Source organism: Nocardioides sp. Z24_21 (assembly GCF_058134345.1).
This window is the reverse complement of sequence record NZ_JBYTTH010000005.1, coordinates 136047-159214: the sequence shown is the minus strand read 5'-3', so window position 1 is coordinate 159214 and position 23168 is coordinate 136047. Positions and strand designations below refer to the sequence as shown.

At 73.2% G+C, this 23168-nt stretch carries 25 protein-coding genes; 8 read left to right on the top strand and 17 right to left on the bottom strand.

Translation table 11 applies throughout. The annotated features are described in order from the left end of the window. Together AC3X7Z_RS16170 and AC3X7Z_RS16165 are read right to left on the bottom strand one after the other, a co-directional pair. Positions 1–612 carry a DUF1294 domain-containing protein gene (locus AC3X7Z_RS16170; RefSeq protein WP_489976586.1) on the bottom strand — a complete coding sequence of 204 codons (612 nt, stop codon included), beginning with the start codon at positions 610–612 and terminating at the stop codon, positions 1–3. A 198-nt stretch (positions 613–810) separates the two neighbouring features. After that, positions 811–2085 (bottom strand): HNH endonuclease signature motif containing protein, encoded by a 1275-nt coding sequence (locus AC3X7Z_RS16165; protein WP_489976585.1) that lies wholly within the window; start codon positions 2083–2085, stop codon positions 811–813. A 240-nt stretch (positions 2086–2325) separates the two neighbouring features. On the opposite strand from AC3X7Z_RS16165, the gene AC3X7Z_RS16160 reads away from it, so the two are divergent. Beyond that, positions 2326–3033: a 4a-hydroxytetrahydrobiopterin dehydratase gene (locus AC3X7Z_RS16160; protein WP_186341578.1), complete on the top strand. Its 708-nt coding sequence runs from the start codon at positions 2326–2328 to the stop codon at positions 3031–3033. A gap of 47 nt (positions 3034–3080) precedes the next feature. Here the strand turns inward: AC3X7Z_RS16160 and AC3X7Z_RS16155 are convergent, their stop codons facing one another. Continuing rightward, positions 3081–3224 (bottom strand): LuxR C-terminal-related transcriptional regulator, encoded by a 144-nt coding sequence (locus tag AC3X7Z_RS16155; RefSeq protein ID WP_489976584.1) that lies wholly within the window; start codon positions 3222–3224, stop codon positions 3081–3083. A 144-nt stretch (positions 3225–3368) separates the two neighbouring features. Here AC3X7Z_RS16155 and AC3X7Z_RS16150 point away from each other — a divergent pair, with 144 nt between their 5' ends. The 3 genes from AC3X7Z_RS16150 to AC3X7Z_RS16140 all read left to right on the top strand — a co-directional run bounded on the left by AC3X7Z_RS16150 (position 3369) and on the right by AC3X7Z_RS16140 (position 5874). Further along, on the top strand, positions 3369–4247 hold the full coding sequence (locus AC3X7Z_RS16150) for an ABC transporter ATP-binding protein (protein WP_186341576.1): 879 nt from the start codon (positions 3369–3371) through the stop codon (positions 4245–4247). 74 nt (positions 4248–4321) lie between these two features. After that, complete coding sequence (locus AC3X7Z_RS16145) at positions 4322–5041, top strand: ABC transporter permease (protein WP_186341575.1); 720 nt, start codon at positions 4322–4324, stop codon at positions 5039–5041. After that, a complete protein-coding gene (locus tag AC3X7Z_RS16140) occupies positions 5038–5874 on the top strand; it encodes a protein kinase domain-containing protein (protein ID WP_186341574.1) in 837 nt (278 codons plus the stop codon). The genes AC3X7Z_RS16145 and AC3X7Z_RS16140 overlap by 4 nt, the downstream gene beginning before the upstream one ends. Before the next feature lie 39 nt (positions 5875–5913). Here AC3X7Z_RS16140 and AC3X7Z_RS16135 read toward each other — a convergent pair whose 3' ends face one another. The 4 genes from AC3X7Z_RS16135 to paaK all read right to left on the bottom strand — a co-directional run bounded on the left by AC3X7Z_RS16135 (position 5914) and on the right by paaK (position 11650). Continuing rightward, a complete protein-coding gene (locus AC3X7Z_RS16135) occupies positions 5914–7212 on the bottom strand; it encodes a S8/S53 family peptidase (RefSeq protein ID WP_489976583.1) in 1299 nt (432 codons plus the stop codon). Positions 7213–7507: 295 nt separating this feature from the next. Beyond that, positions 7508–7978, bottom strand: a complete 471-nt coding sequence (locus AC3X7Z_RS16130; RefSeq protein WP_186341572.1) for a DUF5709 domain-containing protein — start codon at positions 7976–7978, stop codon at positions 7508–7510. A 53-nt stretch (positions 7979–8031) separates the two neighbouring features. Beyond that, on the bottom strand, positions 8032–10146 hold the full coding sequence (locus AC3X7Z_RS16125; RefSeq protein ID WP_186341571.1) for a DEAD/DEAH box helicase: 2115 nt from the start codon (positions 10144–10146) through the stop codon (positions 8032–8034). Positions 10147–10342: 196 nt separating this feature from the next. After that, positions 10343–11650, bottom strand: a complete 1308-nt coding sequence (gene paaK / locus AC3X7Z_RS16120) for a phenylacetate--CoA ligase PaaK (RefSeq protein ID WP_489976582.1) — start codon at positions 11648–11650, stop codon at positions 10343–10345. Positions 11651–11709: 59 nt separating this feature from the next. Here paaK and AC3X7Z_RS16115 point away from each other — a divergent pair, with 59 nt between their 5' ends. Beyond that, positions 11710–12336 carry a TetR/AcrR family transcriptional regulator gene (locus AC3X7Z_RS16115; protein ID WP_489976581.1) on the top strand — a complete coding sequence of 209 codons (627 nt, stop codon included), beginning with the start codon at positions 11710–11712 and terminating at the stop codon, positions 12334–12336. Here AC3X7Z_RS16115 and paaI read toward each other — a convergent pair. The 6 genes from paaI to paaA are packed head-to-tail and all read right to left on the bottom strand — an operon-like array spanning position 12290 to position 16587. Beyond that, entirely contained in the window at positions 12290–12694 is a 405-nt protein-coding gene (paaI, locus tag AC3X7Z_RS16110; RefSeq protein WP_186341568.1) for a hydroxyphenylacetyl-CoA thioesterase PaaI, read from the bottom strand. The genes AC3X7Z_RS16115 and paaI overlap by 47 nt on opposite strands. After that, complete coding sequence (paaE, locus tag AC3X7Z_RS16105) at positions 12687–13742, bottom strand: 1,2-phenylacetyl-CoA epoxidase subunit PaaE (RefSeq protein WP_241005358.1); 1056 nt, start codon at positions 13740–13742, stop codon at positions 12687–12689. The genes paaI and paaE overlap by 8 nt, the downstream gene beginning before the upstream one ends. Before the next feature lie 2 nt (positions 13743–13744). After that, positions 13745–14257, bottom strand: a complete 513-nt coding sequence (gene paaD / locus AC3X7Z_RS16100; protein ID WP_241005357.1) for a 1,2-phenylacetyl-CoA epoxidase subunit PaaD — start codon at positions 14255–14257, stop codon at positions 13745–13747. Beyond that, positions 14254–15210 carry a 1,2-phenylacetyl-CoA epoxidase subunit PaaC gene (gene paaC / locus AC3X7Z_RS16095; protein WP_489976580.1) on the bottom strand — a complete coding sequence of 319 codons (957 nt, stop codon included), beginning with the start codon at positions 15208–15210 and terminating at the stop codon, positions 14254–14256. The genes paaD and paaC overlap by 4 nt, the downstream gene beginning before the upstream one ends. A 40-nt stretch (positions 15211–15250) precedes the next feature. After that, positions 15251–15631 (bottom strand): 1,2-phenylacetyl-CoA epoxidase subunit PaaB, encoded by a 381-nt coding sequence (gene paaB / locus AC3X7Z_RS16090; RefSeq protein ID WP_186341566.1) that lies wholly within the window; start codon positions 15629–15631, stop codon positions 15251–15253. Continuing rightward, the gene (gene paaA / locus AC3X7Z_RS16085; protein ID WP_186341565.1) at positions 15628–16587 is read right to left on the bottom strand and encodes a 1,2-phenylacetyl-CoA epoxidase subunit PaaA; all 960 of its coding nucleotides are present in this window, start codon (positions 16585–16587) and stop codon (positions 15628–15630) included. Before paaA ends, paaB begins: the two co-directional genes overlap by 4 nt. A gap of 108 nt (positions 16588–16695) precedes the next feature. On the opposite strand from paaA, the gene paaZ reads away from it, so the two are divergent. Next, positions 16696–18726: a phenylacetic acid degradation bifunctional protein PaaZ gene (paaZ, locus tag AC3X7Z_RS16080; RefSeq protein ID WP_489976579.1), complete on the top strand. Its 2031-nt coding sequence runs from the start codon at positions 16696–16698 to the stop codon at positions 18724–18726. 38 nt (positions 18727–18764) lie between these two features. After that, positions 18765–18983 (top strand): PLD nuclease N-terminal domain-containing protein, encoded by a 219-nt coding sequence (locus AC3X7Z_RS16075; protein ID WP_186341564.1) that lies wholly within the window; start codon positions 18765–18767, stop codon positions 18981–18983. 10 nt (positions 18984–18993) lie between these two features. Here the strand turns inward: AC3X7Z_RS16075 and AC3X7Z_RS16070 are convergent, their stop codons facing one another. Both AC3X7Z_RS16070 and AC3X7Z_RS16065 read right to left on the bottom strand, forming a co-directional pair. After that, positions 18994–19650 (bottom strand): SDR family oxidoreductase, encoded by a 657-nt coding sequence (locus tag AC3X7Z_RS16070; protein ID WP_489976578.1) that lies wholly within the window; start codon positions 19648–19650, stop codon positions 18994–18996. 53 nt (positions 19651–19703) lie between these two features. Further along, complete coding sequence (locus AC3X7Z_RS16065; protein WP_186341562.1) at positions 19704–19916, bottom strand: hypothetical protein; 213 nt, start codon at positions 19914–19916, stop codon at positions 19704–19706. A 108-nt stretch (positions 19917–20024) separates the two neighbouring features. Between AC3X7Z_RS16065 and AC3X7Z_RS16060 the strand changes: the two genes are divergently transcribed. Continuing rightward, on the top strand, positions 20025–21011 hold the full coding sequence (locus AC3X7Z_RS16060; RefSeq protein WP_489976577.1) for an LLM class F420-dependent oxidoreductase: 987 nt from the start codon (positions 20025–20027) through the stop codon (positions 21009–21011). 178 nt (positions 21012–21189) lie between these two features. Here the strand turns inward: AC3X7Z_RS16060 and AC3X7Z_RS16055 are convergent, their stop codons facing one another. Together AC3X7Z_RS16055 and AC3X7Z_RS16050 are read right to left on the bottom strand one after the other, a co-directional pair. Then, positions 21190–22212, bottom strand: coding sequence for an LLM class flavin-dependent oxidoreductase (locus AC3X7Z_RS16055; protein ID WP_489976576.1), 1023 nt, complete (start codon positions 22210–22212; stop codon positions 21190–21192). A gap of 14 nt (positions 22213–22226) precedes the next feature. Continuing rightward, a complete protein-coding gene (locus tag AC3X7Z_RS16050; protein ID WP_489976575.1) occupies positions 22227–23165 on the bottom strand; it encodes a cation diffusion facilitator family transporter in 939 nt (312 codons plus the stop codon). Between the last annotated feature and the right edge of the window lie 3 nt (positions 23166–23168).

Genomic DNA, 23168 nt, shown 5'->3' with positions numbered 1-23168 from the left:
TCAGGGCAGCGTCACAGGCGCGTCGTACACGAACCAGGCAAGTGCCACGCAGTTGGCGATGACCGTGAACCAGAAGATCGTGCGGAACGGTTGCTTGGTCGTCTTGTGTCGGAAGACCCGTCGCGCGACCAGCGCACCCGGCCAGCCACCCAGGAGGGCGATCGTGTGGAGGGTGGACTCCGACGTGCGCCACCTCCCCTGTTCCGCTGCGGACTTGTCGGCGCCGTACATCAGGAACGCCACTCCGCTGCACAGGCCGTAAGCAGCCAACAGCGTGACTGGCAGCTCGTCCAGCACGAGAAGGCCCACCAGGAGGGTGAAGAACAGCGTCGCTGCGGCGAGCGCCAGGGGCATCCCGGGGGCGCCTGGACGGCCGGCCCAGACGGCGCCGACGTATCGCACCTCCGATGCACGCGCCCGGTTGCGCTCGTCTCGAAGCTCGGCGTAGGTGACCTCGCACCCGGTGACGGGCCGCCGACCACGAGGGAACGCACTTACGTGCACGAACACACGCGGGCCTCCAACAGCGGGCGTGATGAAGCCGAAGCCCCGGTCGTCGTTCCAATCCGCCAGGACCCCCTGCTGCCGCCCGACGACGGCGTCAGAAGTCACGTCTTCGGCTCCTTGGCTCGGGTGTCGCCAGGCTGGTCAGCCTGGATCGCGGCACAGGTGGCTCCCGCCCTCGGAGCACCGAGCACCTGTGATCGGCATTATGCGACGTTCGATCTCGCGACGGGCCGAACTCCGAGAAGACGTGACACGAGCGTGCCCAGGCGAGCGGAGACATCGTCGGTCAAACGGCGATGACCCTCACGTCCTCCTGGTGAAGCGGACGTCGCCGTTGGGGAGGCGCGCAGCGTTGTACGCCGGATCGTGGGCGCGGTGGTGATGGTGGCTGCAGAGCAGGACGCCGTCGTCGAGGTCGGTGCGGCCGCCGGAGAGCCAGGGGTTCCAGTGGTGGGCCTCTGCCCAGGTGCCGGGGATGTCGCAGCCCTCGCCGCGGCAGGTGCGGTCCCGGATGAGCAGGGCGCGCTGCTGGGCGGGGCTGAACAGGCGGCGGGTGCGGCCGAGGTCGAGGACCTCCGAGGGGCCGCCGAGGACGGCGGGCACGATCCTCGCGCTGCACGCGAGCCGGCGGGCCTCGGCGGCCGTGATCGTGTCCCCGGACCCCGCCGGGCCGTCGGAATCTCCGGGCACGGTCGGGGCGATGAGCCCGGCGGTGGCGAGGTCGGCACGCAGTGAGTCGAGACCGATCGTGACGACGAGGGTGGTGGCGTCGCCGCCGTGGACCGGGAGGCGGCGCGGGTCGACGGCCTCGAGGAGCCGGCAGAACGCCTCGCCGAGCTTGCGCGGGTGCGGGAGCCGTCCGACCGCGTCTCCCGCGGCAGGGGCGGTCGTGCCGTCGTCGCGGCGGGGGTTGGTGTACGCCGTGAGGTAGGTGACGAACCGGTGCGCGACGGCGTCGGGGACGAGCGAGGTGATCCGGGTGGTGCCGTCACCGAGCCGGCGCACGGTGGTGCGGGTCTTGCGGTGCGCCTCGGCCTCGAGCTCGGCCAGCCGCCGGGCCTCGGCGTCGTCGACGAGCTCGGGGGCGACGGTGGCGAGGATGTGTCGGCCGACCTTCGCGAGCCGCTGCGGGTCCAGGGTCGCGGCGTGGCCGACCAGGGCACCCTCGGCAGCGGCGAGGACGTCGCCGGGGACGGTGTCGGGCAGGTTGTCCAGCGCCCGCACGATGACGCGGGCCTGGGCGAGGGTGGCCGACCCCTCCCGCAGCGCGGCACCGACCACCGGCCAGCGCCGGTCGACCGCCGACGCGAGGCGCAGGTCGGCGCGGGCGTCCTCGGGACGCGACAGCGTGGCCCACGCGAGCCAGCCGGCGGCGTCGCGGGCGGCCGCACCCGCGGCCACGTCACCGGCGCCAGCCAGCACCCGCAACCTCAGCTCCGCCAGCCGGGTCTCGAGCCGGATCAGCTCGCCCAACGCGGCGGCCTTGTCGGACGTCGACATGAACGTCGGGTTGGTGTCCGCGACGCTCTTGAGCGTCTCGTCGATGATGCCCGCGGCAGCGAGGATCGGGTGGGTCACAGGTGGTCCCCTTCCCGTCGGCGTCGTGCGAGCGTAGCTCGATCCTACCGCCCTTCTGGCGTTATTCGAATACATGTTCGATCAAGGAATCCGCAAGAGATGCCCCCATCCCAGGGACCTTGCGCGCGCCCGTCGCTCGGAGGACGTGCGGCAGCGGCCAGCGCGGTGACGGTGCCGACCTGGCGCGCCGCGCGTCGTCGTACGGGCGTGGCGCGCCCGACCGGGGGTAGGTTCGCGCGCATGGACATGCTGCGGGGGCCCCAGATCGCCGAGGCGGACCTGACCGACTGGCGCAAGCTCGCCCAAGGACTGCACGCGCGCTACCTGACCGACGGCTTCGGCGCCGCGGTCCGGTTCGTGACCGCGATCGGTGAGGCGGGCGACGCGATCGGCCACCACCCGAGGGTGAGCATCGGCACCGGGCACGTCGACCTCGAGCTGGTCACGGGCGACGCGATCTACCGCGACGACGAGGGCACCGAGCACGTCGTCGAGTGGGTGACCCAGCAGGACATCGACCTCGCCCGCCGGATCACCGACATCGCCGCCGACCACGGGCTGACTGCCGACCCGGCGTCCGTCAGCGAGGTCGAGCTCGGCCTCGACACCTCGCGCTCGGCGACGGTCGCGCCTGTGTGGGCCGCGCTCCTCACGGGAGATGCCGACTCGCAGGGCAGGGGCTCGCCCGGCGACGAGGTCCGCGACGCCACCGGACGCGTGCCCAACCTGTGGTTCGACGACAGCGCCGACGAGGGCGCGTCCCACCAGCGGCTCCACGTCGAGGTGTACGTGCCGCTCGAGGTGGTCGAGGAGCGGATCGCCGCCGCCGTCGCCGCGGGCGGGACGGTCGTCGACGACACCCAGTCGCCCGGGCTCACCGTCCTCGCCGACCCCGACGGCAACACCGGCGTCGTCTGCGCCGACGTGTCCGCGGCCGGCAGGGGCTGACGCAGTCGATCGCCCGTCGTCTCGCCTGAGCCCGTCCAGGAGCCGGGTCAGGACAGTCCCACCTCCCTGAGCTGGCGGCGGCGAGAGGCGATGTCCAGCTTGCGGAAGACGTGGCGCAGGTGGGCGTCGATCGTGCGCGGGCTGAGGAACAGCTGCGAGGCCGCCTCCCGCGAGGTCGCCCCGGTGGTCATCACCGACGCGACCCGGACCCACAACGCCTCCCGTCCCTGGAGGCCGACGATCCGGCGAGCACATCGGTGACTTTCACCGACGCGGTGGTGCCGTCATCAGCACGAGCCTGATGACACACCACCACCTCGACCCGAAGGATCCCCATGTCCACCAGTCCCGTCATCGATGTCGCCGACCTCCACGTCACGTACGGCGACTTCACCGCCGTCAAGGACCTCTCGTTCCAGGTCGGACAAGGCGAGCTCTACGCCCTCCTGGGCACGAACGGGGCCGGCAAGACGTCCAGCCTCGAGGTCGTGGAGGGTCACCGGCCGGCCGCCTCCGGCGCGGTCCGGATCTTCGGGCAGAGCCCGATGGACAGGCGCGCGGTGCGGCCGCGGATGGGCATCATGCTGCAGGAGAGCGGCTTCTCCGCCGACCTGACGGTGCGGGAGTCGGTGGGCCTGGTCGGCTCGTTGAGCGGGCGGCTGGACGACGTCGACCGGTTGCTCGACGTCTCCGGTCTCACCCGCCGGGCCGACACCCGCGTGGCGCAGCTGTCGGGGGGCGAGAAGCGCCGCCTCGACTTCGCCACGACGATCTACGGCGGGCCCGACCTGGTCATCTTGGACGAGCCCACGACGGGTCTGGACATCCAGTCCCGCGACGCGCTCTGGGACGCCGTCGAGCGGCTGCGCGAGGACGGCGCCACGATCGTGCTCACCACCCACTACCTGGAGGAGGCGCAGGAGCGCGCGGACCGCATCGGGCTCATGCACGAGGGCACCCTGCGACGCGAGGGCACCGTCACCGAGCTCACCGAGTCCCTGCCCTCCGTCATCACCTTCACGCTCCCCCCCGGCGCGCCCGAGCCGCCCCTCGTCGGCGCGCTCAACGGCGCCTTCCATGTCGAGACCTTCCGCCTGCAGGAGGACCTCCACCGGCTGCTGGGCTGGGCGGACGACTCCGGGGTGGAGCTGCGGGAGCTGGCCGCCGGGCCGACGCGGCTCGACGACGTCTTCCGCACGCTCGATGCGGCCTGAGGCCTCTGCGCCGCCACCCACCGCACCCGCGCCCGCCGACCGGCGTACGCCCCCACACCCGAAGGGAACCACCCATGCTCGAGATCGCTCGCAGCGAGCTCATCCAGATCTTTCGCAACCGGCTCGTCCTGGTCACCGGACTCGTCATCCCGGTCGCCGTCGGCGGCTACTTCGTCCGCCAGCACGAGACCTTCTCCGAGCTCGGCAGCCTCGGCTACGTCGCCGGGATCGTGATGTTCACCGTGCTCGCGTTCGGCCTCTACACCACCGCCGTGACCACCCTGGCCGCGCGCCGGCAGAACCTCTTCCTCAAGCGACTGCGCTCGACCGCGGCGAGCGACCGGAGCATCCTCGCCGGGCTGGTCCTGCCCATCACGGTCATCTCGCTCATCCAGGTCGTCGCCATCCTGGTCGTGCTGGGGGCGGTGGTCCGCAGCCCCGCGCACGTGCCGCTGCTGGTCGTCGCGGTGCTCGCGACGACGGCGATGATGCTCGCCCTCGCGCTGGCCACCGCCGGGCTCACGAACTCGCCCGAGCACGCCCAGGTCACCACCCTGCCGGTCAGCCTCGCGGTGATCGCGATCGCGAGCTGGGTGGGGATCACCGGCACGGAGGAGCTGGCCTACCTCAAGCGCCTCCTTCCCGGTGGCGCGGCGACCGAGCTGGTCGTCGACGCCTGGAACGGTGGGGTGCCCCTCCGCGACTCGCTCCCCCTGCTGGCGCCCACGCTCGCCTGGGTCGCCGCCTCCGTGGCGCTCGCCGAGCGATTGTTCCGGTGGGAGCCGCGCCGATGATCGCGGAGTCGGTCGTCGACGGCCGCTACGCGGTGGGTGACGTCATCGGGCGGGGCGCCACGGCCGAGGTCCACCGCGGCCACGACCTCCGCTCGGGGCGCCCCGTCGCCATCAAGGTGCTGCGCCAGGACCTCGCCCGCGACCCGGCCGCCCGGTCCCGGTTCCGGCGCGAGGCACGGACCGTGGCTCGCCTGGACCACCCCGCCATCGTGTCGGTCTACGCCGCTGGCGACAGCGCCGACGAGGGGCTCGGGGGCGAGACTGCCGGCGGGGTCCCGTTCCTCGTCCTAGAGTACGTGGCGGGGCGCACCCTGCGCGAGCTCCTGGCGACCCGCGACCTCGGGCGCGACGAGGCGATCCACTACCAGACCGGGATCCTCGCCGCGCTCGACGCCAGCCACCGGGCGGGCGTCGTCCATCGCGACGTCAAGCCGGCCAACGTGATGATCACGCCCGAGGGCGCCGTCAAGCTGCTGGACTTCGGCATCTCGAGCGCCGGGACCGACCCCGCCGCGACCCAGACCCACGGGCGGACGTTCCTCGGGACCCCGTCGTACACCTCCCCCGAGCAGGTGCGGGGTCACCCGGTGGATGCCCGCAGCGACCTCTACGCCGCCGGCTGCGTGCTCCACGAGCTGCTGACGGGGCGGCCGCCGTTCGTCGGGGACGACGCCGTCTCCGTGGCCTACCAGCACGTCCACGAGGCGCCCGCCGCCGTCAGCACCGCCCTCGCCCCGCTCGACGCGGTGCTGGCGAGGGCCCTGGCCAAGGAGCCGGACGACCGGTTCCAGGACGCGTCCACGTTCCGCGACGCGCTCCTGTCCGCGGCGTAGCAGCGACGCGAGGGCGGTCGTTCCTCGCCCGAGGGGCTGTCAGCCGCCGCCCGGCGAGGCGCTGGTCGGCCGGGCGTCAGGGTCGTGGATCGGGTCACCGCGCTCGTCGAGGTGCGCGTGCACGGCCCGCTGCGCGTACGTCGTGGGTGGGCCACCGACGCGCAGCCTCGAGTGACCGGGGCCCGTCGCCCCCGGCAGGCCGACCTCGACGAAGAGGTCCTCGTGCTCGGCGGCGTAGAGCTGCTCGCACGTCTCCAGGTCCGCCAACGACCACAACTCGCCCAGCTCGTGGTCGAGCGCGGCGGCGACGGCGGCTCGTCGCTCGTCCCACCGGCCGTCGTCGGCGAAGAGCCGCAGGAACCGCGAAGGGGTCATGTCGGCGAGGAGCGCCCGCACCGACTCGCGGGACACGACACCCGCGCCGCCGCCGACGGGGTCGGGCGCGGGGCCGGGGCGGGCGGTGGCGAGGAGGACGCGCGCCACCCAGTCGGCGCCGGCGTCGAACGCCACGGGCACGTGCTGCGCAGCGGCATGGTCCATGACCCGGCCCAGCCACCAGATCCGGCGCATCGTCGCTCCCGCGTAGATCACCGAGCCGGCAGGCGAGATCCCGCGGCCCTGGCGAAGCGCGACGAGCGCGTCGACGTCGTCGCGGGAGAAGTCGCTGTCGACGTGGGCGAGCCGGGAGGGCGCCGGCATCTCGGCGAGCCGCTCCCCTGCCCGGGCGGCGCTCGCCTCAGCGGCCAGGCACTGGAGCATCGAGCGGATCCAGACGCAGAGGACCGCGACGCGCGCGGCGGCCAGGCCGGTGCCCGGCCTCGCGGGGCCGGTGGGGTCGGTCCCGTCCGCGGTCAGGGTCGGTCGTGCCCCGTCGACGGTGCCGCGGCTCGAGCAGTCGAGCAGCAGCCCGTCCGGCGTGCACCCGGCCACCGCGATGACGCCCGGGGCGCGGGCGAGGTCGTCGAGGGTGCCCGGGCGCGGACCCCAGTCGCCCGCGGCCGCCACCACGAGCCGGTTGCTCTCGCGCAGGAACCGGGTGGCGTGCGCCAGCGGGTCGGACTCGGGATCCCGCGAGCGGGTCACCCCCAGGCTGAGGCGGTAGACGTGCGCGTCGTGGGCCTTGGCGGCATCCAGCGCGTGGAGGAGGCGCAGCCGGGTGCGCGGGTAGCGCGGCCACGTGCGCAGCACCTCGAACCTCGGGTCGGGAGGCACTCCGGCGGGCCAGGCCAGGAGGGGCAGCCCGCGGAACACGATCCCGCCGTCGGCGGTGTCGTACGGGTCGCCGTCGCGCAGGTCCGGAGGGGCGGGCAGGAGGTGCACGTCGAAGCGTCGTGCCATGCCTGCCTCCCTCGGTCCCCGGCCACGTGGCGGGACCGCCCTCACTCGTGGGGCGTGGACGTCACCGTGGCGGTGCCGCGGACCTGCCGGTCCCGGGCCATGGCCCGGACCCCGTCGGTCACGCCCATCCGCTCTCCCGTTCCTGCGGCTCCCCCTGCTCGGGGCGCCTACGTCCACGGTGACCCCTGCCCCGCGCCACGGTCAAGGCCGGACGGCCCGGGTCGCCGACGCCGATCGGGGAGGATCCGAGCCACCTGGTGACCGACCCGGATCCGCCACGATCACGCGGGCGCGGTCAGTAGTCGTCGGGCTCCGCGGGCTCGGGCTCGCGGGTGACGTGCATCGCGGCCTCCTCGGCCGACGCGCCGGCGCCGTCGATGCCGACGTCGTGGGCGATCTCCTGCTTGTCGCGGTCCTCGCCCAGACCCTGGTCGGGAGCGACGAGGCGGCCGGTGCGCTCGTCGGGCTCGTCGAGGCCGAGCTGCTCGTCGAGCGCGTTCTCGTCCTCGCTGTCGTCGTCGGCGTCGTCCTGGGCGTAGGGGTCGGGGTCCGGCTCCTCCTCGGCCAGCCGCTCGTCGAGGGACTCGCCCTGGCGGCGCTCGGCCTCGGTCGGGTAGTCGTCGTAGCCCTTCGGCGCGCGGTCGGGCGGGGAGTAGCCGCGGTCGAGCACGTCGTCGAGGTCGGTGTCGTCGAGCGTGTCCTCGGGCTGGAGCTGGTCCTCGTCGTCGATGGACATGTCGAGGTAGGTCTCGCGGTCCTCCGTCATGCCTACAGACCTACCCGACCCGCGCGGGGCGGGCAAGGGCCGGACGGGACCGCTCAGCCGAGCTCGCGCTCGAGCGCCTCGGTCAGCAGCGTCACCAGCGCCTCGGTCTGGATGTTGGCCGACGACGACACCTCCTCGTCGGAGCCGTCGAGCGCCCGGGCGGCGAGGCCGGCCTTGGAGTCGATCAGCTCGGCGATGCGGGTGTCGATGGTCTGCGCGGCGATGATGCGCCACGCGGTGACCGGGTCGCTCTGGCCGATGCGGTGCACGCGGTCGATCGCCTGGGTCTGCTCGGCGTCGGTCCACGACAGCTCGGAGAGCACGACGTTGGAGGCGACCTGCAGGTTGACGCCGACGCCGGCCGCGGCCAGCGAGCAGACGATGACCTGGACGTCGGGGTCGTTGACGAAGGCGTCGATCGCCTTCTCGCGGGCCCGGGGCGTCTGGTCACCGCGGATCGAGGTGTGCTTGAGGCCGCGGCGGGTGAACGTGTCCTCGGCGATGTCCATCACGTCGACGTGGCGGGCGAAGAAGACGACCTTGCCGACGTTGCGGGCCAGCTGCGCGGCGTAGTCGGCGGCCAGGCCGGCCTTGGCGCGCCCGATCCTGCGGAACATCGAGAAGACGTTCTCGCCGCCGGTGCCGGAGTCCATCTCCTCGCGCTCCCACGTCGCGACGCGGCGGACGAGCTCGTGGTCGATGCCGTCGACGACCGAGCCCGTACGACGTGTCTCGAGCGCGGCCCTGTAGCGCTGCACGAGGCGACGGGCGAGGTCGTCCTCGGCCGCCCGGATGGAGCGGGTGTCCTCGTCGTCGAGCTCGACGGGGATGTCGGCGATGCGGCGGGCCGGGATGTCCTCGGCCACGTCGACCTTGCGGCGACGCACGATGCCCATGTCGATGACGGCCTTGCGCGCCGCGGGGTAGAACGGCGGGTCGGCCGGGGTCAGGTCGGTCTCCTCGAGCGCCTCCATCAGCCGGGCCAGCGGCTTGGTGTCGTCGATCCAGCCCAGGAACTGCCAGATCGCGCGGAAGTCCTCGATGTCGTTGATCAGCGGGGTGCCGGTCAGCGCCATGAGCAGCGGGCGGGCGGTGCGCGCGCGGAGCTGCTCGGAGAGCTCGAGCACGTGGCGCGAGCGCTGCGAGGTCTTGTTCTTGATGAAGTGGGCCTCGTCGACGACCATCCCGCGGAAGCCGAAGGAGCCGAGCCAGCCGACGTGCCGGTCGAGGATCTCGTAGTTGACGATGATGACGTCGGCGAACGCGTCGACCTCGTCGCCGTCGCCGTGGATCACGGTGGCCCGGCGGCGGGGCGTCCAGCGCTCGGTCTCGCGGGCCCAGTTGGTCTTGACGACGTTGGGGCACACCACGAGCAGCGGGAACGCGTCGGCGGCCTGCGCGGCGAGCAGCGCCTGCGCGGTCTTGCCGAGGCCGGGCTCGTCGGCGAGGAGGAAGGTGCGGTGGCCCTCGGCCGCGGCGGCGATGAGTCGCGCCTGGTGCGGCATCAGCTCGAGCTTGCCGGGGGCGCTGAGCGAGGTGGCCTCGGGCAGGTCCATGCACGAGGAGGCGCCACCGAGCTCGAAGGAGCGGAAGAGCGGGCCGAGGAGCTCCCACGACGACAGCCGGCCGTGGATGCTGCGGCGCTCGCGGCCGATGCCGAAGTCGGGCACGAGGAACGGGTTGGCCAGCTGGTGCTGGACCACCGAGCGGGGCACCACGCGGCGCTCGCCGAGACCGGGGCCGGCCTCGTCGTCGGGCTTGGGCTCCTCGGGGGCCACCTCGACGCCGGCCCGGCGCAGCATCTCCAGGCGCAGGTCGCGGGCGCTGTCGGTGACCACGGCCTCCTCCGAGAGCAGGCCGAAGAGCGAGGGGTCGCGGGTGGCGGTCTTGGCCAGGATCGTGGCGATGCCGTCGAGGCGCTTGAGCTCGTCGGCCTTCTGGGCCTCGCTCAGCTCGGTGGAGGCCCGCACGTCGGTGCGGTGCTCGCGCACCAGCAGCGCGACGACCTGGAAGCGCACCCGCTGGCCGGGGGCGAGCGGGCCGCGCTGCACCGCCGACTCGAGCTCGCGCACGGCGCGCGCCAGGACCGGGACGATGCCCTCGTTGTCCTTGTGGCGGGCGTGCGCAGGGGTGCGGCGACTGCCGCGTTGGCGCTGGCGCTGGGCCAAGGTGGTCCTCCCGGACTGGGTACGCGTCGTGGAGCAGGCGACCCGTACGGCTCTGCCTGGCACGCCACGGCGTGGAGGTGTGGAGCGGGCGTCAGGTGCGCGGTGGCGACGGATCAGGGGCGATCACTGCGGCACGGCGTCTGGACGCTCGGACCACTGTACCGCCCGCGCGGCGGTTGCCGGTAAACGCATTGCCTCAGCGCGCCGCGCGGTGGTCGACGATGCGGCGCATCTTGCCCACCGAGCGCTCGATGGAGGCCACGTCGACGACCTCGACGCCGACACTGACGCCGATGGAGGCCTTGATCCGCTGCTGCAGCTCGGACTGCGCGTGGGCGGCCTCGGTGTCCGTCGTGGCGTCGCGTCGCTCGACCCGCACGGTGAGGCTGTCGAGGTTGCCCCGGCGCTCGAGGTGGCACTGGAAGTGCGGCGAGAGGGTCGCGATGCCGAGCACGATCTCCTCGATCTGCGTGGGGAACAGGTTGACCCCGCGCAGGATGATCATGTCGTCGGTGCGTCCGGTGATCTTCTCCATCCGCCGCATGCTGCGGGCGGTGCCGGGCAGCAGCCGGGTCAGGTCGCGGGTGCGGTAGCGCAGGACCGGCATCGCCTGCTTGGTGAGCGTGGTGAGGACCAGCTCGCCCTCCTCGCCGTCGGGCAGCACCTCGCCGGTGACGGGGTCGATCACCTCGGGGTAGAAGTGGTCCTCCCAGACGTGCAGGCCGTCCTTGGACTCCACGCACTCGCTCGCCACCCCGGGACCGATCACCTCGGACAGGCCGTAGATGTCGACCGCGTGCATGTCGGTGCGCTCCTCCATCTCCCGGCGCATGTCGTTGGTCCACGGCTCGGCGCCGAAGATGCCGACCTTCAGCGACGTCGAGCGCGGGTCGACGCCCTGGGCCTCGAGCTCGTCGAGGACCGAGAGCATGTAGGACGGGGTGACCATGATGATGTCGGGCTCGAAGTCGAGGATCAGCTGCACCTGGCGCTGCGTCATGCCGCCCGAGACGGGCACGACGGTGCATCCCAGCCGCTCGGCGCCCGCGTGCGCGCCGAGGCCGCCGGTGAAGAGCCCGTAGCCGTAGGCGTTGTGCAGCACCATCCCCCGCCGGCCGCCCGCGGCCCGGATCGAGCGGGCCACGACGTCGGCCCACATGTCGAGGTCGTCGCGGGTGTAGCCGACGACGGTCGGCTTGCCGGTCGTCCCGCTGGAGGCGTGCACGCGCACGACGTCCTCGCGCGGCACCGCGAACATCCCGAACGGGTAGTTGTCGCGCAGCGTCGCCTTGGTGGTGAACGGCAGCCGGCCCAGGTCCTCCAGCGACCGTACGTCGTCGGGGACGACGCCGGCCTCGTCGAGGGCGCTGCGGTAGTGCGGGACGTTGTCGTAGGCGTGGCGCACCGACCACTGGAGCCGCTCGAGCTGGAGGGCGCGCAGCTGCTCGACGGGTGCGGTCTCGATCGGCTCGAGGTCGCCGGGCTGCGGAGTCAGGTCGTGCACGGTGGGGTCCTCAGGGTGGCGGGTCGGGTCGCGGGTCGGGTCGTGGGAGGCTGGGGCTCATGACGGAGGGAGCGACGCGGCGCGGACGCCCGGGCCACGACCAGCACTCCGTGGTGCGGGTGGCGGTCGAGCTCTTCAACCGGCAGGGCTACGACGCCACCAGCGTCGGCGACGTGGCCCGCGAGCTGGGGCTGACCAAGTCGGCGATCTACCACCACGTGCCGAGCAAGGAGCACCTGCTGCAGAGCGCTGTGGACGAGGCGCTCGACGCGCTCACCGCCGCGCTCGACGAGGTGGCGGAGACCGAGGGCCTCGACGCCGGCCAGCGGCTGCGGGTGGCCGTGCGGGCCAGCGTGACGGTGCTGGTGCACCACCTGCCGGCGGTCACGCTGCTGCTCCGGGTGCACGGCAACACGCCCGTCGAGAAGGCGGCCCTGGCGCGCCGGCGCGCGATCGACGAGCGACTGGCCGACATGGTGCGCGACGCGGTCGACGAGGGCGTGCTGCGCGACGACCTCGACCCGCTCGTGATCAGCCGGCTGCTGTTCGGGATGGTCAACTCGCTGGTCGAGTGGGTGCGTCCCGGCATCGACGCCGACGCGCTCGGCGACGCCCTGGTGGCGCTGGCCTTCGACGGTCTCACCCACGGGACAGCACCCGGCTCCGGCCGCGGAACTGCGCGATGACCTCGCCGGCGTCGGGGTCGTCGGCACGCACGGTCACGTCGTAGAGCCCGGACCGACCGCGCAGCCACACCTCGCGCGCCCCGGCGTGGAGCGTCTGGCCCAGGCGCGCGGGCGCCAGCAGGTCGACGGAGAACCCCGCCGCCACCGTCACGGGCCCGCGGGAGTTGCAGGCGAGCGCGAACGCCGAGTCGGCGAGCGACGCGACCAGGCCGCCGTGGCACAGGTCGTGGCCGTTGACCATGTCGGGACGCACGACCATCGAGACCCGCGCGGCGCCGTCGCCGACGTCGGCGAGCCGCATCCCGAGCATGGCGCTGGCCGCGTCGGCCGCCCACATCTCGCGCGCCGGGTCAGGCATCGAAGTCGATGGTCACGGCGTCGCCGACCGGATAGGTCTGGCAGGTCAGCACGAACTGCCGGGCGACCTCGTCGGGCTCGAGGGCGTAGTTGCGCACCATCTCCACGTCGCCCGCGACGACCTTGGCCCGGCAGGTGCCGCACACCCCTCCCTTGCACGCGAACGGCAGGTCGCTGCGCACGGCCTGGGCGGAGTCGAGCACCGTCGCGCCCCGCGGCATCGGCGTGGTCGTCGTACGCCCGTCGAGGACGACGGTGACGTCGCTCGTCACGCCCTCGACCACGCGGTCGGCGTGGTGCAGCTCCGGCGGCGGCTCGTCGACGTAGAACAGTTCGAAGTGCACCTTGTCCTCGGGCACACCCAGCTCGGCGAGCACGGCGCGGGAGTCCTCGATGAGGCCGAGCGGGCCGCAGAGCCACACGTGGTCGAGCGCCCCCAGCGGCACCTTCAGCGGCAGCAGCCGGCGCAGTCGGGCGGCGTCGAGGCGCCCGCTGAAGAGCTCGACGTCGCGGGGCTCGCGCGAGAGGACGTGCACGAGGTCGAAGCGCGGGCCGTGCAGGTTCTTGAGGTCGCTGAGCTCCTCGGCGAACATCACCGACGTCGTCTCGCGGTTGCCGTAGAGCAGGGTGACCGAGCTGGCCGGGTTGGCCAGCACGGACGCCGCAATCGAGAGCATCGGGGTGACGCCCGACCCGGCGGCGATGCACAGGTGGCGCCCGGCCATCGCCGGGTCGGCACGGAAGCTGCCCGACGGCGCGGCGACCTCGATCCGCTCCCCCGGCCCGACCTCGCGGATGAGCCAGGACGAGAACATGCCCCCGGGGATCTCGCGCACCCCGATACGGGGCGCGGCGCCGGCCGGGGCGCAGATGGAGTAGCTGCGGCGGTGCTCGACCCCGTCGACGACCCGGCGCAGCGTCAGCGACTCCCCCGGCTCGAAGGCGAACACGTCACGCAGGTCGTCGGGGACCTCGAAGGTGACGGCGGCCGAGTCGTCGGTGAGCGGCTCGACGCGGCTCACGGTCAGCTCGTGGAAGGCGGTGGCCACGCTCAGATCTCCTTGACGTGGTCGAAGGGCTCGCGGCAGGCGGTGCAGCGGTAGTGCGCCTTGCAGGCGGTGGAGCCGAACTCCGAGACCAGCTCGGTCGCGGCCGAGCCGCACTGCGGGCAGCGGACCTGGCGGGCCGTCGGCAGCAGGGTGAGCGGGATCGGCCCGGTCGCCGACGGCGCAGGTCCGGGAGGCGAGATGCCGGCCGCGGCGAGGGCGGCGCGGCCGGCGGGCGTGATCCAATCGGTCGTCCAGGCCGGGGTGAGGCTGACGCGCACCTCGACGCGGGCGAAGCCCGCCGCCTGCAGCTCGCGCACCAGGTCGTCGCGCATCGTCGCCATCGCCGGACAGCCGGAGTAGGTCGGCGTGATCTCGACGACGACGTGGGAGTCGCCGACCACCTCGACGTCACGCAGCACGCCGAGGTCGGCCAGCGTCAGCACCGGGAGCTCGGGATCGGTGACCCGCTCCGCCACGCGGCGGGCGCGCTCGGTCGTGCGGCTCGTCAGCCTCACCACAGCCCCCTCGGGTGGGCCCGCGCGACCGACTGCATCTCGGCGAGCATCCGGCTCAGCGGCTCGCCGTGCATGCCGTCGCGGCCGGTACGGCCGAGCACCCCGGCGCGCCGGGCGACCTCGGGGCGCGGCACGTCGGCGGCGGCCAGCACCTGCCCGAGGACGGCCTCGGCATCGTCGCGCACCGTCGCGGGGTCGACGCCCACCCCGCCCGCGGCCGCGGCCGCCTCGACCGGGTGGGTGTCGAACAGCTCGGGCCACAGCGGCCACAGGGCGTCGAGCGCGGCGACGAGCCGGCGACGCGACTCGTCGGTGCCCCCGGCGAGGGTGACGAACCACCGGGCGGCGTAGTCGCGGTGGTAGGCCAGCTCCTTGACGCCCTTGGCCGCGACGGCCGCGAGCACGTGGTCGCGGCTCTCCCGCAGCCGCTCGAAGGTCGCCAGCCGCCAGACCGAGAACAGCAGCACCCGCACCGTGGCCTCGGCGAAGTCGCCGTTGACCAGCTCGACGAGCCGCACGTTGCGGAACTGGTGGGCGTCGCGGAAGAACGCCAGCGCGTCGTCGGGCGGGGCAGGCGAGCCCTCGGGGAGCGTCGGCACGAGTGACGCGTCGGCCTTCGCGGCGCGGGCGAGCAGGAGCCGCGCCTGGCCGAGCAGGTCGAGCGCCAGGTTGGACAGCGCGATGTCGTCCTCGAGGTCGGGCGCGTTGCTCGTCCACTCCGAGACCCGGTGCGACATCACCAGCGCGTCGTCGCCGAGCATCAGCGCGTACGCCGCCAGCTCCGCGGCGTCGACGCCCTCGGGGACGGTCGTGTCGACGCCGGCGAGCGGGTCCTCGCCGTGTCCGTCAGGAACGGGGGCGGCGCCGAACGCCCAGTGGGCGTCGTTGACGAGCAGCCCGGAGTAGGCGCTGTCGTGCTCGTCCTCGTCGGGTGTCGCGATGTGGGAGTCCATGGCCTCGATCCGTCGACTGTCGGCAGGGGGTGGGACGACGTCACATGTGCGGGACGTCGGCGGGGATGTCGTAGAACGTCGGGTGGCGGTAGACCTTGTCGCCGCTCGGAGCGAACATCGGGTCCTTCTCGTCCGGGCTCGAGGCGGTGATCGCGGCGGCGCGCACGACCCAGATGCTCACGCCCTCGCTGCGCCGGGTGTAGACGTCGCGGGCGTGGAGCAGGGCCATCCGGTCGTCGGCGGCGTGCAGCGAGCCGACGTGGACGTGGTTGAGCCCGCGCTTGCCACGCACGAAGACCTCGTAGAGCGGCCACTCCGGCTCGGGGGCGGGCACCCCCTGCCCCGTCGGGACGCCCTGGAGCGGGACGGCGCCGTGGCCGCCCTCGGCGGAGAGGTCGGCCCCGGTCGGCTGGTCGCTCATCGGGCGCCTCCCTGCGTGCGGGCGTACGCCGTCGCGGCCTCGCGCACCCAGGCGCCGTCCTCGTGGGCGCGACGCCGGTGGGCCATCCGCTGGGCGTTGCACGGGCCGTTGCCCTTGACGCCCTCCATGAACTCGTCCCAGTCGGGCTGGCCGAAGTCGTGGTGACCGCGCTCGGCGTTCCACCGCAGCTCGGGGTCGGGCAGCGTGACGCCGAGCGCCTCGGCCTGCGGCACGGACATGTCGACGAACTTCTGGCGCAGCTCGTCGTTGGTGTGGCGCTTGATCCCCCACGCCATCGACTGGGCGGTGTTGGGCGAGGCGTCGTCGGGCGGGCCGAACATCATCAGCGCCGGCCACCAGAAGCGGTCGACCGACTCCTGCACCATCGCGCGCTGCTCGTCGGTGCCGCGCATCATCGTGGCGAGCAGCTCGTAGCCCTGGCGCTGGTGGAAGGACTCCTCCTTGCACACGCGGATCATCGCGCGGCCGTAGGGCCCGTAGGACGTGCGGCACAGCGGCACCTGGTTGCAGATCGCCGCGCCGTCGACCAGCCAGCCGATCGTGCCGACGTCGGCGTAGGTCAGGGTCGGGTAGTTGAAGATGGAGGAGTACTTCTGCTTGCCGGCGACGAGGAGCTCGGTGAGCTCGAGCCGGGAGACGCCGAGCGTCTCCGCGGCGGAGTAGAGGTAGAGCCCGTGGCCGGCCTCGTCCTGCACCTTGGCGAGCAGGATCGCCTTGCGGCGCAGGCTCGGGGCGCGGGTGATCCAGCTGCCCTCGGGCTGCATCCCGATGATCTCGCTGTGCGCGTGCTGGGCGATCTGGCGCACGAGCGTGCGGCGGTAGCCCTCGGGCATCCAGTCGCGCGGCTCGATGCGCTCGTTGCGCGCGACGGTGGCCTCGAAATGGCGCTCGAGCTCCTCCTCGGACGCCCCGGGCGCGGTCTGGGTCAGCGTCATCCGTCCTCCAGCCTGGGCAGTGCGGCCACATTTACTGACCGATCGGTCTGTATTAGTGTGGCATCCATCACCCCCTGGAAGCAAACACCGATCGGCGAGGAGCCCACCGTGACCCGACTGCTCGAGAGCTATGCCGCCGGCCGGTGGTACGCCGCCCCCGCCGAGGGCGATCCGCTGCTCGACGCCGCGACCGGCGAGGAGGTCGCCCGGATCTCGAGCGCCGGCCTCGACCTCGGGGCGATGACGCACCACGCGCGCGCCGTCGGCGGGCCGGCGATCCGCGAGCTGACCTTCCACGAGCGCGCGCTGCTGCTCAAGGAGTTCGCGACGCACCTGAACGGGCTCAAGGACGAGCTCTACGAGGTCTCCCTGGCCACGGGGGCGACCCGGCGCGACTCGATGATCGACATCGACGGCGGCTTCGGCACGGTCTTCAGCTACTCGTCCAAGGCCCGGCGCGAGCTGCCCAACGACGTCGTGGTGTGCGACGGCGACCTCGAGCAGCTCGGCCGCACCGGGGTCTTCCTCGGCCAGCACGTCTACACCTCGCGCCCCGGGGTGGCGGTGCAGATCAACGCCTTCAACTTCCCCGTCTGGGGCATGCTCGAGAAGCTCGCGCCGGCCTTCGTGGCCGGCCTGCCGACGATCGTCAAGCCCGCCAGCCAGACGGCCTACCTCACCGAGCTGGTGGTGCGCCGCATCATCGAGTCCGGCATCCTCCCCGAGGGCTCGCTGCAGCTGCTCGCCGGCTCGGCCGGCGACCTGCTCGACCACCTCGGGGTGCAGGACTCGGTCGCCTTCACCGGCTCGGCGCACACCGCGAGCATCCTGCGGCAGCACCCCTCGGTCCTGCACGGTGGCGTCGAGCTCCAGGTCGAGGCCGACTCGCTCAACTGCTCGGTCCTCGGCCCGGACGTCACCCCGGACGAGCCCGAGTGGGACCTCTTCGTCAAGGGCGTGGTGACCGAGATGACCGCCAAGGCCGGCCAGAAGTGCACGGCGATCCGGCGCGCGATCGTGCCGTCCGCGGTGGCCGGGGAGGTGACCGAGGCGATCGCGGCCCGGCTGGCCACCATCACCGTCGGCGACCCCGGCGACGAGTCGGTGCGGATGGGCCCGCTCGCCTCCCTCGGTCAGCGCGAGGAGGTGCGCAAGGCGGTCGAGGCGCTGCGCTCCTCCGCGGACGTGGTCCACGGCGACCCCACGGCCACCTCGGGCTTCCTCGGCGACGCCGAGCGCGGCGCGTTCATGCAGCCCGTGCTGCTGCGGGCCCGCGCCGGGGCGCTCGAGCCCCACGACGTCGAGCCGTTCGGGCCGGTCTCGACGGTGCTGACCTACGACTCGCTCGACGAGGCGGTCACCCTCGCGGCACGCGGCAAGGGGTCGCTGGTCGGCTCGGTCGTGACGCACGACCCGGGCGTGGCCCGCACGCTCGTGCTCGGCCTCGCGCCGTGGCACGGGCGGATCCTGGTCCTCGACCGCGACGACGCCCCGGAGAGCACCGGGCACGGCTCGCCCCTGCCGACGCTCGTGCACGGCGGCCCGGGCCGCGCCGGCGGCGGCGAGGAGCTCGGCGGCGTACGCGGGGTGCTCCACCACATGCAGCGCTCCGCGATCCAGGCCTCCCCCGACATGCTGACCGCGATCACCGGGCGGTGGACGCGCGGCTCCCGGCGCACCGAGACCCCGGAGCACCCGTTCCGCCACTCGCTCGCCACGCTGCGCATCGGCGACACGATCACCTCCGAGCCGCGCACGATCTCGCGCGACGACATCGACCACTTCTCCGACTTCACCGGCGACACCTTCTACGCCCACACCGACCCGGAGGCGGCGGCGCGCAACCCGCTGTTCGGGGGCATCGTCGCCCACGGCTACCTCATCGTCTCGATGGCCGCCGGGCTCTTCGTCGACCCGGCGCCCGGCCCGGTGCTGGCCAACTTCGGCGTCGACGACCTGCGTTTCCTCACCCCGGTCAAGGCCGGTGACACGATCCGGGTGACGCTCACGGTCAAGCAGATGACCCCGCGCGCGTCGGCCGACTACGGCGAGGTGCGGTGGGACGCCCTGGTGACCAACCAGGACGGCGACCCCGTGGCGACCTACGACGTGCTGACGCTGGTGGCCAAGGAGGCCTGAGCGCGCCGACCCGGCGCCGGCCCCGGTAGCGTGCGGCCATGGCACAGAAGAAGTCGTGGAGCGACCTGACGCCCACCCAGAGGAAGCTCGTCGCCGCGGCCGGGATCGTCGAGGTCGCCCTCACCGCCTGGTGCGCCCGCGACCTCAAACGGCGCCCCTCCGACCAGGTGCGCGGGCCCAAGCTGCTGTGGGTACCGGCGCTGTCGGTGCAGCCGGTCGGCCCGATCGCCTACCTCGTCCTCGGCCGCAAGGGCTGAGGCCCGCGCCTCATCCGTCGTAGGGGACCTCGGAGCGCCAGTCGGCCTCGTCCGTCCTCACGGCCGACCACAGCGCCTCGGCGACCCGGTCCGGGGCGAACGCGCCCTCGCGCGCCAGGGCGCCGCGCACCGTCACCGAGACGGCGCGGATCCCGTGGGGCGCGAGCGTCTTGTCGATGCTCTGCACGAGGTTGCGCACGCCGGCCTTCTGCACGCCGAGGGACGCCGCGCCCTCCCACGGCTCGTCGGCGGCCACGCTGCCGGTCACGCTGATCCGCGCGCCGGCCGACATGAAGGGCCGCACTGCCTGCACGGCCGTCAGCAGCGCACCCACTCCCAGCGCGACGTCGGCGAGCAGCTCGGCGACGGTGAGCTCCAGCGGGTCCCTCTGCCGGAAGACGCTGGGGTTGAAGTGCAGCACGTCGATCCGGCCGCTGTGCTCGCCGAACCGGCGTACGGCCGCCCGGGTGGCCTCGTCGTCGGTGACGTCCACGCGGGCGTGCCCGACCGTGGCGCCCCGGCGCTCGAGGTCGGCCGCGAGGTCGTCGAGGACGTGCTGGTCCTGGCCGAGCAGCGCCACGTCGTACCCCTCGTCGGCGAAGCGGCGCGCGAGCGACCCGCTCACGCCCGGACCGGCCCCCACGACGACGATCACTGGTCGGCTCATGGGACGTTCCTACAGGACCAGCGTGCGGGTCCCGGCCCAGAGGGCCGGTGGGCTCAGGGCTTGTGGGGGTGCTCGCCGGTCGGGTCGTCCGGGATCGCGTCGGGTCCTTGCGCGCCCTCGTCGACCTCGCCGGGGTGGGGGTCGGGCTGCCCGGCCACGGAGTCGCCGGAGCTGATCGGCTCGGGCTCACCGCCGGCCGCGGCCATCTCGGAGACCTGCCCGTCCTGCTGGTCCTGCTGATCGTCGTGTCCGTCGGTGCCGCTCATGCGTGCCTCCTGCTTCGTCGGGGACCCTCCACACAACCAGCAGGCCCGCGCGCACACCTCACCTCGCCGGGTGGTGGGTGCCCTGCGGCGGCTGGCTACCGTCGCAGCATGACGCGTTTCGGCTACACCCTGATGACCGAGCAGAGCGGCCCGCGGGAGCTGGTGTCGTACGCCGTCGCCGCGGAGCGGGCCGGCTTCGACTTCGAGGTGATGAGCGACCACTACTCCCCGTGGCTGACCGAGCAGGGGCACGCCCCGTACGCCTGGACGACGCTGGGAGCGGTGGCGCAGGCGACCGAGCAGGTCGGGCTGATGACCTACGTGACGTGCCCGACCCTGCGCTACCACCCGGCCGTGGTGGCGCAGAAGTCCGCGACGCTGCAGATCCTCGCCGAGGGCAGGTTCGTCCTCGGCCTCGGCAGCGGGGAGAACCTCAACGAGCACGTGGTGGGCCAGGGCTGGCCGGCGCTCGCCGAACGGCAGGACATGCTGGCCGAGGCCATCGAGGTCATCCGCGCGCTGCACACCGGCGACCTGGTCGACCACCGCGGCGAGTTCTTCCAGGTCGACTCCGCCCGGGTCTGGGACATTCCCGAGCAGGGCGTCGACATCGGCGTCGCCGTGGCCGGCGATCGCGCGATCGAGCGCTTCGCGCCCCTGGCCGACCACCTGGTGGCCGTCGAGCCCAAGGCGGAGATCGTGGAGTCGTGGAACTCCGTCGACGGGGCCCCGCGCATCGGCGACGGAGCCCGCGCGGTCGGCCAGATCCCCATCTGCTGGGACCCCGACGAGGACGCGGCGCTCGCGCGCGCCCACGAGCAGTTCCGCTGGTTCGGCGGCGGCTGGTCGGTCAACGCCGACCTCCCCACCCCCGCCGGCTTCTCCGGCGCGACGACCTTCGTCCGCCCCGAGGACGTCGCGGAGTCGATCCCCTGCGGGCCCGACCTCGACAAGATCGTCGAGGCCGTCTCGGCCTACTGGGAGGCGGGCTTCACCGACGTGGCGCTCGTGCAGGTCGGCGACGAGGGCCAGGACCGCTTCCTCACCGAGGCCGCCCGGCCGCTCCTCGACAAGCTCCGGGCCGCCGCCCGCTGACCCCGCGGGGTTGCTCCGCCCGCCCTCGTCGGAGTCCCCGCTCGGGCGCGCGCCTGTCGGAGTCCCCGCTCGAGCGGGGAGTTCGACACCTGGAGGGGGTTGCGAAGGCCTCCAGGTGTCCGACTCGCCCTCCAAGTCCGGCCCGAGGACGTACGCCGGGCGGCCGCGCCCAGCGGCGTCAGCGCCAGCCGAGGCCGGGGGCCACGTCGGTGAGCACCGACTCCAGCAGGTGCGCGTTGTAGTCGACCCCGAGCTGGTTGGGCACCGTGAGCAGGAGCGTGTCGGCGGCGGCGACCGCCTCGTCGCCGGCGAGCTCCTCGACCAGCACGTCGGGCTCGGCGGCGTAGGTCTTGCCGAAGACCGCGCGCAGGTTGGCCTCGATCTGGCCGAACTGGTCGGAGCTGCTGCCCTCGTGGCCGAAGTACATCCGGTCGAGGTCGGTAGTGATCGGCATGATCGAGCGGCTGACCGACACCCGCGGCTCGCCCGCGTGCCCGGCCTCGCGCCAGGCCTCGCGGAACACCTCGATCTGCTTGCGCTGCTGGACGTGGAAGGGCTCGCCCGTCTCGTCGGCCTTCAGCGTGGAGCTCATCAGGTGCATGCCCTTCTCCGCCGCCCACCGGGCGGTGGCGTCGGAGGCGGCGCCCCACCAGATGCGCTCGCGCAGGCCCTCGGAGTGCGGCTCGATGCGCAGCAGGCCGGGCGGGTTGGGGAACATCGGGCGCGGGTTGGGCTGGGCGAACCCCTCGCCCTCCAGCACCTGCAGCAGCACCTCGGTGTGGCGGCGGGCCATGTCGGCCTGGTCCTCGCCCTCGGCGGGGGCGTAGCCGAAGTAGCGCCACCCCTCGATCACCTGCTCCGGTGACCCGCGGCTGATGCCGAGCTGCAGCCTGCCGCCGGCGATGAGGTCTGCCGAGCCGGCGTCCTCGGCCATGTAGAGAGGGTTCTCGTAGCGCATGTCGATCACGCCGGTGCCGATCTCGATCCGGCTGGTGCGCGCGCCGACGGCGGCCAGCAGCGGGAACGGCGAGGCGAGCTGGCGGGCGAAGTGGTGCACGCGGAAGTACGCACCGTCCGCGCCGAGCTCCTCGGCGGCCACGGCGAGGTCGATCGACTGCAGGAGCGTGTCGGAGGCCGAGCGCACCGCGGACTGCGGCGAGTCGGTCCAGTGGCCGAAGTTGAGGAACCCGATCTTCTTCATGACTGGTTCAACGCTCAACCATCGTGGATGTTCCCGGGCACGCGTACGACGCTCGGCGGGCGCCCCGGCGCGGCCAGCGACAGCACCGCCCGCATGATGTCCGGGCGTTGCGCGAGCTCGTCCTCGAGCCGCTGCAGCTGCTCGGCGGCCTCGCTCTCGACGTGGTCGCCGACCAGGTCGACCGACCCGACGAGGAAGAGCCGCTCCGGGCCGACGTACTCCAGGTGCAGGGTGTTGACCGACTGCACCTCGGGTCGCTCCTCCAGCCAGCGGAGCACCGAGGCGTAGATGCGCGGATCGGCGACCTGGCCGACGAGGAACGCCATGTTGCGGCGCAGCAGGTAGATCGCGATGAAGCCGAGCAGCAGGCCGACGAGGATCGACCCGATCGCGTCCCACGCGGCGTCGCCGGTGACCTGGTGCAGCGCCAGCCCGGCGAGCGCGATGACGATGCCGACCAGCGCCGCGGCGTCCTCGAAGAAGACCCCCCGCAGCGTCGGGTCGGACGTCTGGTCCACGAACTGCGCCCCGCTCACCTTCGCCGAGAGCGCGCCCCGCCTGACCTCCCGGCGGGCCTGGAGGAACGACGTGCCCTCGAGCACGAACGCGGCGCCCAGCACGAGGTAGGCCCACAGGTAGTCGGCGTCGCGCTCGTCGGCGCCGAGCGACTGGATCCCGTGGATGACCGACACCGCCGCGCCGACGGCGAACAGGCCGAACGCGGCGATCATCGACCACACGTAGGCGGCACGGCCGTAGCCGAGGGGGTGCTCGTCGTCGGGCGGCTTGTCCGACCTGCGCTCGGCCACCACCAGGAAGATCTCGTTGCCGGTGTCGGCCCAGGAGTGCGAGGCCTCGGCGACCATCGACGCGGAGCCGGTGACGACCGCGGCGACGGTCTTGAGCACGGCCAGGATCGCGTTGGCGGTGAGCGCCACGATGACGGTCAGCATGAC

Coding starts and splice junctions, on each gene's coding strand:
- AC3X7Z_RS16160 (WP_186341578.1), top strand. CDS start 2,326: ATGGACATGCTGCGGGGGCCCCAGATCGCCGAGGCGGACCTGACCGAC.
- AC3X7Z_RS16155 (WP_489976584.1), bottom strand. CDS start 3,224: ATGACCACCGGGGCGACCTCGCGGGAGGCGGCCTCGCAGCTGTTCCTC.
- AC3X7Z_RS16150 (WP_186341576.1), top strand. CDS start 3,369: ATGTCCACCAGTCCCGTCATCGATGTCGCCGACCTCCACGTCACGTAC.
- AC3X7Z_RS16145 (WP_186341575.1), top strand. CDS start 4,322: ATGCTCGAGATCGCTCGCAGCGAGCTCATCCAGATCTTTCGCAACCGG.
- AC3X7Z_RS16140 (WP_186341574.1), top strand. CDS start 5,038: ATGATCGCGGAGTCGGTCGTCGACGGCCGCTACGCGGTGGGTGACGTC.
- AC3X7Z_RS16135 (WP_489976583.1), bottom strand. CDS start 7,212: ATGGCACGACGCTTCGACGTGCACCTCCTGCCCGCCCCTCCGGACCTG.
- AC3X7Z_RS16130 (WP_186341572.1), bottom strand. CDS start 7,978: ATGACGGAGGACCGCGAGACCTACCTCGACATGTCCATCGACGACGAG.
- AC3X7Z_RS16115 (WP_489976581.1), top strand. CDS start 11,710: ATGACGGAGGGAGCGACGCGGCGCGGACGCCCGGGCCACGACCAGCAC.
- paaI (WP_186341568.1), bottom strand. CDS start 12,694: ATGCCTGACCCGGCGCGCGAGATGTGGGCGGCCGACGCGGCCAGCGCC.
- paaC (WP_489976580.1), bottom strand. CDS start 15,210: ATGGACTCCCACATCGCGACACCCGACGAGGACGAGCACGACAGCGCC.
- paaB (WP_186341566.1), bottom strand. CDS start 15,631: ATGAGCGACCAGCCGACCGGGGCCGACCTCTCCGCCGAGGGCGGCCAC.
- paaA (WP_186341565.1), bottom strand. CDS start 16,587: ATGACGCTGACCCAGACCGCGCCCGGGGCGTCCGAGGAGGAGCTCGAG.
- AC3X7Z_RS16075 (WP_186341564.1), top strand. CDS start 18,765: ATGGCACAGAAGAAGTCGTGGAGCGACCTGACGCCCACCCAGAGGAAG.
- AC3X7Z_RS16070 (WP_489976578.1), bottom strand. CDS start 19,650: ATGAGCCGACCAGTGATCGTCGTCGTGGGGGCCGGTCCGGGCGTGAGC.
- AC3X7Z_RS16065 (WP_186341562.1), bottom strand. CDS start 19,916: ATGAGCGGCACCGACGGACACGACGATCAGCAGGACCAGCAGGACGGG.
- AC3X7Z_RS16060 (WP_489976577.1), top strand. CDS start 20,025: ATGACGCGTTTCGGCTACACCCTGATGACCGAGCAGAGCGGCCCGCGG.
- AC3X7Z_RS16055 (WP_489976576.1), bottom strand. CDS start 22,212: ATGAAGAAGATCGGGTTCCTCAACTTCGGCCACTGGACCGACTCGCCG.
- AC3X7Z_RS16050 (WP_489976575.1), bottom strand. CDS start 23,165: ATGCTGACCGTCATCGTGGCGCTCACCGCCAACGCGATCCTGGCCGTG.